Genomic DNA, 11846 nt, shown 5'->3' with positions numbered 1-11846 from the left:
TGCGTTTGCCAACCATGAAGGACGCCGGCAGCAAGCTGTTGTGCACACTGCTGGCGGTCGCGGTGTCCGGCGCGTTCGCGTCGGACGCGTGGGCGCAGCGCCAGACCGAGCGCAGCCGCCAGAAAGCGGCGGCCGAGAAGCAGCGCGCCGGCATCCAGCAACAGCTGGCGGCCATCAAGCGCGACATCAACCAGACCGAAAACGCCAAGGAAGACGCGGCCGACACGCTGGCCGAGTCCGAGGCCGCCATTTCCGACGCCAACCGCGCGCTGCGCGATCTGGCCGAGGAACAGGATACGACGGCAACTCGCCTGCAAGCGCTGGCGAATCAGCAAGCCCAGCTGGCGCAGACTATCGGCGCCCAGCAACAGCAGCTGGCCAAGCTGCTGCGCGAGCACTATGTGGCTGGCAACGAAGACCGCATCAAGCTGCTGCTCTCGGGGGATAACCCGAACCGCATCAGCCGCGACCTGCAACTGATGGCCTACGTGTCGCAGGCCCAGGCGCGCCTGCTGGACTCGGTGCGCAGCAACCTGGCGCAGGTCGAAGTCAACCGCGACAAGGTTGAAAACGCCCAGCAAGAGCTGGAAGAAATCGCCCAGGAACAACTCGATCAGAAAGCCATGCTCGAGAAGGAAAAGGCACGCCGCGCGGCGCTGCTGGGCACGCTGTCGAGCAAGCTGGCCGACCAGCGCAAGCAGGCCGACCGCCTGAAGGGCGACGAAGAGCGCATGTCCGGCCTCGTCGACCGGCTGGCGCGCCTGATCCGCGAACAGGCCGAAGCCGAGCGCAAGCGCCAGGTGGCGGCTGCAGCTGCGGCCGCTGCGAAGGCCAAAGCCAAGGCCGAGGCCGATGAAAAAGCCCGCCTGCTGGCGCAGGCGCGCGCCAAGGCGGCGGCCGACCGGCGCGCCGAGCGCGAACGTGAGCGTGAACGCATCGCGCGCCAGAACGCCAACGCCAAGCCGGGCGTCAAGCCCGAGCCGCTGCCGGCGCCGCTCCCCGCACCGGTCAAGGAAGCGCCGGTCGTGGCTGAACAGCCGCGGCCAGCGCCAACCCGGCCCGAACCGGCGCCCGAGGTTGCGCTGGGTCCGGCAGCGCCGTCCGGCTCGTTTGCCTCGCTCAAGGGCCGCATGAGCAGCCCGATCAATGGCAGTGTCGTGGCACGTTTCGGCACCCGCCGCGGCGATGGTCCAAACTGGAAAGGCACCTTCTTCAAGGCGCCCGAAGGCACGGAAGTGCGCGCCGTGGCCCCGGGCCGCGTCGTGCACGCCGACTGGATGCGCGGCTTCGGCAACCTGATCATCATCGACCATGGCGGCGAGTACCTGTCGATCTATGGCTACAACCAGGCGCTGCTCAAACGCCCCGGGGACAGCGTGCGCGCGGGCGAGGCGGTGGCCAGCGCGGGCAACACCGGTGGCAACGAAGAATCGGGGCTATACTTTGAGCTCAGGCGTAACGGCAAGGCGTTCGACCCGGCAGGCTGGGTCCGGTTCTAGGTCACCACAGGGTACACATGGGCATGAAAGCAAAGGGGTTCGGGCTGGTTGGCGTGGGGATGGTGTTGGGTGTGGCGGCGTCGTTCCAGTTGTCTGCTTATGCACAAAAAACCGGCACGGCCACGTCACTGCCACTGGACGAGCTGCGCCAGTTGGCCGATGTGTATGGCCTGATCAAGACCGACTACGTCGAGCCGGTCGAAGACAAGAAATTGCTCACCGAAGCCATCGGCGGCATGGTGGCGTCGCTCGACCCGCACTCCGTGTACCTCGACCAGAAAGCGTTTCGCGACATGCGCGAAGCGGTGCAGGGCAAGTTCGTCGGCGTGGGCGTTGAAATCTCGAATGAAGACGGGTATATCAAGGTCGTCTCGCCGATCGAGGACACGCCCGCGTTCAGGGCCGGCATCAAGTCGGGCGACCTGATCACCCGGATCGACAATGTCCCGGTGCGCAATATGTCGTCCGACGACGCCATCAAGCGCATGCGCGGCAAGGTCGGCAGCAAGGTCACGCTGACTATTGCCCGGCCCGGCGACGACAAGCCGTGGGTCGTGCCGCTGGACCGCCGCGAAATCAAGGTCGTCAGCGTCAAGGCGAAAGTGGTCGAACCCGGCTACGCGTGGCTGCGCATCAGCCAGTTCCAGGAAAACACCCTCGACGAGCTGGCCAAAAAGACCAAAGAACTGTACGCCGAACAACCGGACATCAAGGGCCTGGTGCTCGACCTGCGCAACGACCCGGGCGGCCTGCTGCCGGGCGCCATCGGCGTGACGGCGGCATTTTTGCCCAAGGCCAATCAGATCATCGTCAGTACCAAAGGCCAATTGCCTGATTCGAACCAGTCGTTCTACGGCCGGCGCGAATTCTATGCCCAGCGCGGCGACCCGCTGGCCGGGTTGCCGGCAGGGCTCAAGACCGTGCCGATGGTGGTGCTGGTCAATGGCGGCTCGGCATCGGCCTCGGAAATCGTTGCCGGTGCGCTGCAGGATTACCAGCGTGCGATCGTGATGGGCAGCCGCACGTTCGGCAAGGGCTCGGTGCAGACGCTGCGCCAGTTGTCGCCCGACACCGCGATCAAGCTGACCACGGCGCGCTATTACACGCCGAAAGGGCGGCCGATCCAGGCGACGGGCGTGCAGCCCGATCTGCGGGTGGACGAAACGGCGGACGGCGACCTGCTCAATGCGCTGCGCGTGCGCGAATCGGATCTCCAGCGGCATCTGGTGGCCGAAGGCGAGCAGCCTGCAACTGCTGGCAAGGACCAGTCGGCAAGCCTGGCCCAGCAACAACGCGCCCTGGCACTGATGAAAGACCGCAAGCCGCTCGAGTTCGGCAGCAAGGACGATTTCCAGCTGGCCCAGGCCATCAATCACTTCAAGGGCCTGAAGGTGGTGCTGGCAAAAGGCGAGCCGGTCGAAGAAAAACCGGCGCCGGCGCCATTGCCGGGTGCGGAAAACAAACCGCCCGAGCTGCATGCGCCAGCCAAAAAGTAACGTCTGGTGGAGGAGCGCGTCCTCCACCGCGCTTTCCCCATGAACGACAACCAACTCCTGCGCTACTCGCGCCACATCCTGCTCGACGACATCGGCATCGAAGGCCAGCAACGCCTGCTGGACGCCCACGTCGTCATCATCGGCGCCGGCGGCCTGGGTTCGCCTGCGGCGCTGTACCTGGCCTCCGGCGGCATCGGCCACATCACGCTGGTCGATGACGACACCGTCGACCTGACCAATCTGCAGCGCCAGGTCATGCACACGACCGGGCGCATCGGTGAGCCGAAAGTCGAGTCCGGCCGCGCTGCGCTGCTGGCGATCAATCCCGACATCGAAGTCACCGCCCTGCGCGAACGCGCCGGTCCCGAGCGGCTGCTGGAACTCGCGGGCGCTGCCACGGTCGTACTCGATTGCAGCGACAACTTCGCCACCCGCCACGCCGTCAACCGGGCCTGCGTGGCGGCCGGCACGCCGCTCGTGTCGGGCGCCGTGATCCGCTTCGACGGCCAGCTGGCCGTGTTCGACGCGCGTCGCCCCGCGGCGCCGTGCTACGCCTGCTTGTTCCCCGAAGACACTGGCTTCGAGGATGTGGCGTGCAGCACGATGGGCGTGTTCGCGCCGCTGGTCGGCGTCGTCGGCGCGGTCCAGGCTGCCGAGGCGATGAAACTCATCATGGCTATCGGCGAACCGCTGGTCGGCCGCCTCTTGATGCTCGACGGCAAGTACATGGAATGGACCGCGATCGGTGTGGCGCGCAACCCGGCGTGTCCCGTGTGTGCGGCGCGCCATGGTGAGAGCGGCAACACTGTTGATTAGTGGTGTCTTAACGGGCATGGCGAAACGTGGTGTGCAGGTGAACGTGACATACAATTGCGTACTTTTCGCAGGTACGCTTGTCATATTTCGGGCTTATACTGTGCCGGTTCCATCGATTCCCTTGTCATCACACAGAGCTTATGAATTTTCAACGTACTCAGCGCAACACGCGCAGCACAGGTCGTGCACGCGGTTTTACCCTGGTCGAGATCATGGTTGTCGTGGTCATCATCGGCATCCTTGGCGCGCTGGTCGTGCCCAAATTGCTGGGCCGCACGGGTGAATCGCGCGTCACGGCTGCCAAGGTCGACATCGCCACGATGATGCAGGCGCTCAAGCTCTACAAGCTCGACAACCAGCGCTACCCAACCACCGAGCAGGGCCTGGTCGCACTGACTACCAAGCCGACCTCGGGTCCGTCGGCCAATGGCTGGAAAGAGGGCGGTTACATCGAGAAACTGCCGAAAGACCCATGGGGTAACGCTTACCAATACCTGTCGCCGGGCGTCAAGGGCGAAGTCGACGTGTTCTCGTACGGCGCCGACGGGCAGCCGGGCGGTACTGGCGAAGACACCGACGTCGGTTCCTGGGACTAAGTTATTTCCATGCCGGCCATGCGCACAGCGCGCACACGCGGCTTCACCCTGGTGGAGCTGCTGGTCGTGATGGTCATCATCGGCCTCACGCTGGGCATGGCCACGCTCAACGCCATCCCGAGTCCGCGCCAGGATCTCGATAAAGAAGCGCAGCGCCTGGCGCTGCTGCTGCAACTGGCGCGCGACGAAGCGATCGTGCGCAACCGCCTGGTCGCGTTCGAGGCCAATGGCGACCGCTACCGCTTCATGGTGCGCGGCGACGCCGGCTGGGAGCCGGTCACGCGCGACGACCTGCTGCGCGAGCGTGAGTTCAAGAATTCACCCCTGCAGTTGATTCTGGAACCATCTGGTACCGGCAACCCCGACATGCTGCGCATCACGTTCGGGCGCGAGCCGGTCGACCGGCCATTCGTGCTGACGATGGCCAAGGGCGGCAACACGGTCGCCATCCGCGCCGACGGCGTCGGCCACTTCACTGTCGAATGACATCCCCCGCCACCATGCGCCCCGTTTCCCGACCTGCTGCCGGTTTTACGCTGCTCGAAGTGCTGGTGGCGCTCGTCATCGTCGGCACGGCGCTGGCCGCCGGCCTGCGCGCGGTCGGCAGTCTGACCTCGAACAGCCAGGGCTTGCGCGCATCGATGATGGCGACCTGGTCGGCCGAGAACCGGCTCGTGCAAATCCGTCTGGGGCGCGAGTTCCCTGAAGTGGGCAAGCGCAGCTTCCCGTGCCCGCAAGGCGGCCTGAACCTGATGTGCGAAGAAGAAGTCCTGACCAGCCCGAACCCGCTGTTGCGCAGGATCGAAGTCTCCGTGTTTGACGTCGACAAGCCTGGCCGCCGCATTGTCAAACTGATCCAACTGGTTCTGAGGCCTTCCCCGGTATGACGCGGATCCCGAGCAGCAGGCGCCCTGCAGGCTTTACCCTGGTCGAGCTCCTGGTGGCGATCGCCATCCTCGCCATGGTTGCCGTGCTCGGCTGGCGCGGCCTGGACGGCATCGTCCGCGCGCGCGTGGCGCTGACTGCCGACATGGAAACCACGCGCGGCATGCAGCTCGCCTTTGCCCAGATGGAAAACGATTGCGAGCACGCGGCCGGCAACGACATCATGGCCGGTCGTCCCGCGCTGCTGTGGGATACCGACCGCCTGATCCTCGTGCGCAAGGTGTTTGTCGAGAACGAACCGTCGCGCCTGCAAGTGGTGAGCTACCGCGTCGTCGAAGGAAAATTGGTGCGGCGCGAGTCGCCCGGCACGCGCGACCTGATCCAGATCGAGCAGCTGTGGCAAGCCATCGCATCCGATGCAGCGGCCGAGAATGCGCCGTCCGTCGTGCTGCAGGTTGGCGTGGTCGGCATGCAGGTGCAGGGCTGGCAGAACAATGCCTGGCGCAACGAACCCACGGCCGTGGGCGGCGGGGCGCCGGATCCCGCCTTGAACGAGTCGCCTGCCAAAAACGCGCAAGACCCGACCGGCGTGCAGGTGGCGCTGACCGTGCAGGGCCTGGCCCAGCCGATGGTCAAGGCATTCCTGCTGGGAGGCACCTGATGCATCGCCACCTCACACGCCAGCGGGGCGTTGCCGTCGTGACTGCCATGCTGCTGACCACGCTGGCCATCTCCATTGTTGCCAGCCTGTTCTGGCAGCAGCAGGTGCAGGTGCGCTCGATGGAAAACCAGCGCCTGCAGTCGCAGACCAAGTGGATCCAGCGCGGCGCGCTCGACTGGGCCAGCGTGATTTTGCGCGTCAATAACAATAGCAACTACACCTCGCTTGATCAGGTCTGGGCCACGCCGCTGGCCGAAACCCGGCTCGACCAGTACATCGAGCGTGAGCGGATCCAGGGCGAAAACTTCGATGCGTCGCTGTCCGGGCAGGTTCTGGACGCCACGGCGCGTTACAATCTGAACAATCTGGCCAAGGGCGGCACGCCCGACAAGGCAGAGATCGAAGTCATGCGCAGGCTGCTGACCAATCTGCGCCTCGAAGCGCGGCTGGCGCAGCCGATTGCCGAGTTTGTTGCTGCCGGTCAGCCCCTGGTCGCCGAGCCGCCGCCAGACGGTACACCCCCGGTGGCGCAGAAGCCGCGCACGGGAGCGCCAATGCGGCTGGAGCGGGTCGATGATTTGCTGATGGTGTCAGGTCTCAAGCCCGAAGCGGTCGAGCGGCTGCGGCCGTTCGTCATCGTGCTGCCGGCATCGAATACGGATGTGAATGTCAATACTGCGGCGCCTGAGGTACTGGCCGCCGTGCTGCCGGGAAGTTCGATGGCCGAAGCCAATTCGATCGTCGCGCAGCGCCAGCGCGTGCCGTGGGCCGATGTCGAGAAGTTCAAGACCTCGTTGCAGAATCCGCAGCCCGAGGTCCAGCCGAAGATCACCGTCAAGAGCACATATTTCCTGGTGCAGAGCCGGATCCGGCTCGACCGGGCCGCATTGGATGCCGAGTCGCTGGTGCGAGTCGGTGGCAATCTGGTCAATTCCGGTAGTGTGAACGTGATCTGGACCCGCCAGAACTGAGAAGAAAGCGAGACAGTTTGAGTACTCTTTATATCCGGCATCCGGCACGCAGCCAGGGCGAAGGCGCCCTGTGCCGCTTTGCGCTGGTCGGCGACAACGGCGCCATCGGCCAGCAGGGCGAGGGCGTGCTGCGCAATCTGGGCGACGTCGTTGCCGCCAGCCGGCGCGTGGTGCTGGTGCTGGCCGCCAGCGACGTCACGCTGCTGTCCGTACAGGCCCCGCCGCTGGCCGGCGCCCGCCTGCGCGCGGCGCTGCCGGCGCTCGTCGAAGAACACATCCTGGGCGACCCGCTCGATTGCGTGCTGGTGGCCGGTCCCGTGCAGCCCGATGGCCGCCGGCCGGTGGCCGTGGTGCAGCAGGCCTGGCTCGAGCCACTCGTGCGGGCACTGCTCGCACTCGGTGCGCGCCAGATCGCGGCCATCCCCGAGCAATTGTGCCTGCCGCTGCATCCGGGCAGCGTCAGCGCCGCCGTCGGCAACGGCGAACTGATCCTGCGCCAAAGCCAATATGACGGACTGGGCCTGGCGCTCGACGGCAGCCCGGTGATGGCCTTGCAAACGGCGCGCGCGCTGTCGGGCGATGCACCGCTGGTGCTGTACGTCGACCGTGAACAGCTGGGTGAATACAATGCGCTGGTGGCTGAAGCCGGTCCCGGCATCACGCTGGAAAGCGATGACTGGGCGCACTGGATCGCCGGCGCCAGGGGCAGCACCGGCCCCGTGCTCGACCTGGTGCCAGGCCTGGGCACGGCCGGCGTCGCGCAGCGCGACTGGCGCCGCTGGCGCTGGCCGATCCGCCTGGCGCTGGCGGCCGTGGCAATCAACCTGATCGGCCTGAATATCGAATGGCTGGGCCTGAAGCGCGAAGCCGATGCCGTGCGCCTGCAGATGAGTCAAACGTTCCGCTCGGTGTATCCGAACCAGCCGGCCATCGATCCGGTCGCGCAGATGCGCCAGAACATCGACCGTGCCAAGGCCGGCAGCGGCCAGGTGGCCGGCAACGAGTTCAACTGGATGGCCGCCGCCTTCGGCGAAGCGACACGCACGCTGGGCGTGCCGCCTGCGATTGCATCAATCGACTACCGCGAACGGACCCTCACCGTGCGCGTCAAACCAGAGTCCACCAACCCCGGCATGGCCGACCAGCTCCGCGCGTCCCTGTCGTCACGTAACCTCAGCCTGGAGTCGCCCGACGCGACCACCTGGCTGATCCGCAGCACAGGAGCCAAGCCATGAGCGCCATCGGCAAACTGAGCGGCCTGCGCGAACGCGTGGGCGGCTACTGGAGCGCGCGCACCGCGCAAGAACGCAAGTTCCTGCTCGTCGGCGGCGGCGTGGTGGCGCTGACGCTGCTGTACCTGGTGCTGCTCGAGCCGGCGCTGACCGGCCGCGAACAATTGCGCCGCGCGCTGCCCGAGCTGCGTCAGCAAGCCGCGCAGCTCGATGCGCTGGCGGCCGAAGCACGCGCCGTCGCGGCCCAGCCGGCGCCGGCCGTCGCACCCGTCACGCGCGAGGAGCTGGCCGCCAGCATGACGGCCAGCGGCCTGAATCCCGCGTCGCTGTCGGTCAGTGGCGAATACACCAAGGTACAACTCAATGGCGTTTCGTTCGCCAACCTGATGGCCTGGCTCGACGCGCAACGCCGCGACAGCCGCCTGCTGGTGCAGGACGCGCAATTTACCGCCAAGGATGCCCTTGGCCAGGTCGATGCCACGCTCACGCTGCGTCAAAGCACCGAGCCGGCTGCATGAGGCGGGCGCTGACGTGGGGCCTGCTGGTGGCGCTGGCCGTGGTGGCAACGGTGCTGGCATTCCTGCCGGCGGCCTGGCTGGGCCCCATGGTCGAACGCCAGACCGGCGGTCGATTGACGCTGGGGGATGCGCAGGGTACGCTTTGGCGCGGCTCGGCCTTTATTGGCGGGGCGCCGGGCCAGGGCGGTGCGGTGACGCCATTGCTGCCAGGCCGTTTTGCCTGGACCCTGTCGCCACTGGTGGTGCTGGGCAATGTGAACATGACGCTCGAGAATCCGCAGGCGCTGACCAGCCCGGTACGCGTGCAGGGCAGCTGGTCGCAGTGGCAGGTCAATGCCGGCGAACTCCTGCTGCCAGCCGAGGGGTTGTCTGGCCTGGGCGCGCCGCTCAATACGCTCGCGCCGAGTGGGCGCATCCGGCTTTCCTGGAATACGCTTGACCTGCTGCGCCAGCAAAACATCGTGACGCTGCAGGGTCGTACCACGCTGTCGATGAGCGACATGGGTTCGCGCATGTCGCCCATCAAGCCGCTGGGCAGCTACGAAATGATCATGGACTGGCGCGGACCGCAGGCCGATCTGACGCTGCGTACCGTGCGCGGCGCCCTGCTGCTGTCGGGCGCGGGCACATTGCAGAACGGCCGCCTGCGCTTTTCAGGCCAGGCAGCGGCCGCCGATGGCTATGAAGACACTCTGGGAACCATGTTGAATCTGCTGGGACAGCGCCGGATGGTGAACGGCAAAAACGTAATCGCACTCGAGTTCAGATAATGAAGAAAACAGACCACACCACCTTCGCGCACCTTGAACTTCCGGCCCTGCGCCGTCTTGCCGCCGGCGCCATGCTGTGCTGCGCCGCCTCCGCCGTCACGACCCTGGCGCTGCCATTGTCCGCCTCCGCGCAAGAGACTGCGAATGCCGCAGCGCTCAGCTTCGTGAATGCCGACATCGAATCGGTGATCAAGGCGATCGGCCACTACACCGGCATGACCTTCATCATCGACCCGCGCGTGAAAGGCACGCTGACGCTGGTGTCCGAAAAGTCGCTCAGCAAGAGCGAAGCCTTTGGCCTGCTCACGTCGACGCTGCGCCTGCAGGGCTTCGCAGTGGTCACCAGCGGCGACGGTTATGCCAAGGTGGTGCCCGAGGCCGAAGCCAAGCTGCAATCGTCACCCACGCAAGTGGGCGGCGTGCGCTCGAGCAAGGCCACCGGCGACCAGATCGCCACGCAGGTGTTCTACCTGTCGTACGAATCGGCTGCCAACCTCACCGCCGTGCTGCGGCCGCTGATTTCGCCGAACAACTCGATCATGGCCAACCCGGGCAACAACACCCTGGTCGTGACCGATTACGCCGACAATCTGCGCCGCCTGGCGCGCATCATCGCCGCGCTCGACGCGCCGGTGGCGGCCGAGCTCGACGTGATCCCGATCCGCAACGCCATCGCCAGCGATATCGCGCAACTCGTCACGCGCCTGATGGAACCGGCTGCGGGCGGCGACTCGGGCCGCGTCACGGTGCTGGCCGATCCGCGCACCAATGCGGTCATCGTGCGCGCGCCGTCGCAGGCCCGCGCCAACCTGGCCAAGAGCCTGATCGCGCGCCTGGATCAGGAAAGCTCCAGCCGCGGCAATATCCACGTCGTCTACCTGAAAAACGCCGACGCCAGCCGCGTCGCGCAGACGCTGCGCGCTGTTGTCTCGCAAGACGCGTCGGCCGTGCCGGTGCAGCAGCAGGGCACGTCGGGCAGCTCGATCACGTCGGGCACCGGCAGCGGGCAGGGCGGCAGCGGCGCCGGCGGGCTGGGCGGCCAGCAAGGCCAGCAGAGCAGCACCGGCATGGGCGGCACCGGCAACACGTTCGGCCAGCAAAGCCAGCTCACCGCCAATGCCGGCGGCGCCGGCGGCGGCCAGGGTTCCGGCTTCATCCAGGCCGATGCCTCGACCAACAGCCTGATCATCACCGCGCCCGACGCCGTCTACCGCAATCTGCGCTCGGTCATCGACCAGCTCGACGTGCGCCGGGCCCAGGTGTACATCGAGGCACTGGTGGTCGAAGTCACGTCCAACAAGGCATCCGAATTCGGCGTGCAGTGGGTTGGCGCGACGGGCGACTCCGACAGCAAATACCGCTTCGGCGGCTTGCAGAACTACACCGGCGGCGGCTCGAGCAGCAGCATCGTCAACCTGGCGCTGGCCGCCAGCCAGGGCACCAGCGCGACGACCACGCCAAGCGTGCCGTCGGGCCTGACCTTCGGCCTGTTCCGCCAGATCGGCGGCGAGCTCGGCCTGGGCGCCGTGGCCCGCGCACTGGAAAACGATGGCAACGCCAACATCCTGTCGACGCCAAACCTGATCACGCTCGACAACGAACTGGCCACCATCAAGGTCGGCCAGAACGTCCCGATCATCACCGGTTCGTACACCACGTCGGGCAACAACAGCGGCAACCCGTTCCAGACGGTCGAACGGCAAGACGTGGGCCTGCTGCTGAAGGTGCGCCCGCAGATCTCGGAAGGCGGCACCATCAAGATGGCCATCTACCACGAGAATTCGAGCGTCGATGCGTCCACCCGCAACCTGGCCTCGGGCCTGACGACCAATGTGCGCGCCATCGAAAGCAATGTGCTGGCCGACGATGGCCAGATCATCGTGCTGGGCGGCCTGATCGAAGACACCGAGGGCGACGGCGAAGAAAAAGTGCGCGGCCTGGGCGACATCCCGGTGCTGGGCAACCTGTTCAAGTACCGTACCCGCACGCGCAACAAGACCAACCTGATGGTGTTCCTGCGTCCGGTCGTGGTGCGCAGCAAGGATGCGTCGAACTCGATCGCGATGGACCGCTACGAATTCATGCGCGCCGCTGGCGCTGCCGGCCGCCCAGAGGCTTCGCCGCTGCTGCGCGACCTGGGCGCGCCGCTGCTGCCGCCGCTGGTCAGTGGTCAGCCGCCGGCAGGTGGCAGCATGGCCACCGTGCCGGTCCAGGCGCCGCCACCGGCCAACGCCGCGCCGGGCGCGTCGAACGATGGCGCCGCCAATCGTCCGGGCGCCTCGCGTTCAAGCTCTGCGAACCCGGCGAGCAATGCTGCAGAAACTGCACCGGGCGCAGCATCCGGCGCCGCCGTGCCCGCCTCGCAGTTTCGCCCGGTGACGCCACCGAACCGGGAGTAATCA

12 protein-coding genes are annotated in these 11846 nt (G+C 66.5%); all 12 read left to right on the top strand.

Features of this window, described 5'->3' with window-relative positions; translation table 11 throughout:
- Positions 1-14: 14 nt before the first annotated feature.
- The 12 genes from IFU00_18300 to gspD all read left to right on the top strand — a co-directional run bounded on the left by IFU00_18300 (position 15) and on the right by gspD (position 11843).
- Complete coding sequence (locus IFU00_18300) at positions 15-1499, top strand: peptidoglycan DD-metalloendopeptidase family protein (protein MBD8544233.1); 1485 nt, start codon at positions 15-17, stop codon at positions 1497-1499.
- 17 nt (positions 1500-1516) lie between these two features.
- On the top strand, positions 1517-2995 hold the full coding sequence (locus IFU00_18295) for a S41 family peptidase (protein MBD8544232.1): 1479 nt from the start codon (positions 1517-1519) through the stop codon (positions 2993-2995).
- 39 nt (positions 2996-3034) lie between these two features.
- Complete coding sequence (gene moeB / locus IFU00_18290; protein MBD8544231.1) at positions 3035-3811, top strand: molybdopterin-synthase adenylyltransferase MoeB; 777 nt, start codon at positions 3035-3037, stop codon at positions 3809-3811.
- 140 nt (positions 3812-3951) lie between these two features.
- A complete protein-coding gene (gene gspG, locus IFU00_18285) occupies positions 3952-4407 on the top strand; it encodes a type II secretion system major pseudopilin GspG (protein MBD8544230.1) in 456 nt (151 codons plus the stop codon).
- An 18-nt stretch (positions 4408-4425) separates the two neighbouring features.
- Positions 4426-4893: a type II secretion system minor pseudopilin GspH gene (gspH, locus tag IFU00_18280; GenBank protein ID MBD8544229.1), complete on the top strand. Its 468-nt coding sequence runs from the start codon at positions 4426-4428 to the stop codon at positions 4891-4893.
- A 14-nt stretch (positions 4894-4907) separates the two neighbouring features.
- The gene (gene gspI / locus IFU00_18275; GenBank protein ID MBD8544228.1) at positions 4908-5294 is read left to right on the top strand and encodes a type II secretion system minor pseudopilin GspI; all 387 of its coding nucleotides are present in this window, start codon (positions 4908-4910) and stop codon (positions 5292-5294) included.
- Positions 5291-5953, top strand: coding sequence for a prepilin-type N-terminal cleavage/methylation domain-containing protein (locus IFU00_18270; GenBank protein MBD8544227.1), 663 nt, complete (start codon positions 5291-5293; stop codon positions 5951-5953). Before gspI ends, IFU00_18270 begins: the two co-directional genes overlap by 4 nt.
- Positions 5953-6924, top strand: a complete 972-nt coding sequence (gene gspK / locus IFU00_18265; GenBank protein ID MBD8544226.1) for a type II secretion system minor pseudopilin GspK — start codon at positions 5953-5955, stop codon at positions 6922-6924. The genes IFU00_18270 and gspK overlap by 1 nt, the downstream gene beginning before the upstream one ends.
- 17 nt (positions 6925-6941) lie before the next feature.
- Positions 6942-8159, top strand: a complete 1218-nt coding sequence (locus IFU00_18260) for a general secretion pathway protein GspL (protein MBD8544225.1) — start codon at positions 6942-6944, stop codon at positions 8157-8159.
- Positions 8156-8674 carry a type II secretion system protein M gene (locus tag IFU00_18255; GenBank protein ID MBD8544224.1) on the top strand — a complete coding sequence of 173 codons (519 nt, stop codon included), beginning with the start codon at positions 8156-8158 and terminating at the stop codon, positions 8672-8674. The genes IFU00_18260 and IFU00_18255 overlap by 4 nt, the downstream gene beginning before the upstream one ends.
- Complete coding sequence (gspN, locus tag IFU00_18250) at positions 8671-9444, top strand: type II secretion system protein N (GenBank protein MBD8544223.1); 774 nt, start codon at positions 8671-8673, stop codon at positions 9442-9444. The genes IFU00_18255 and gspN overlap by 4 nt, the downstream gene beginning before the upstream one ends.
- Entirely contained in the window at positions 9444-11843 is a 2400-nt protein-coding gene (gspD, locus tag IFU00_18245) for a type II secretion system secretin GspD (GenBank protein ID MBD8544222.1), read from the top strand. Before gspN ends, gspD begins: the two co-directional genes overlap by 1 nt.
- Positions 11844-11846: the final 3 nt, after the last annotated feature.

Source organism: Oxalobacteraceae sp. CFBP 8761 (assembly GCA_014841595.1).
Taxonomy (GTDB): domain Bacteria; phylum Pseudomonadota; class Gammaproteobacteria; order Burkholderiales; family Burkholderiaceae_D; genus Telluria.
Note: the sequence above shows the minus strand (reverse complement) of the source record. Positions and strands in the feature narration are given on the sequence as shown.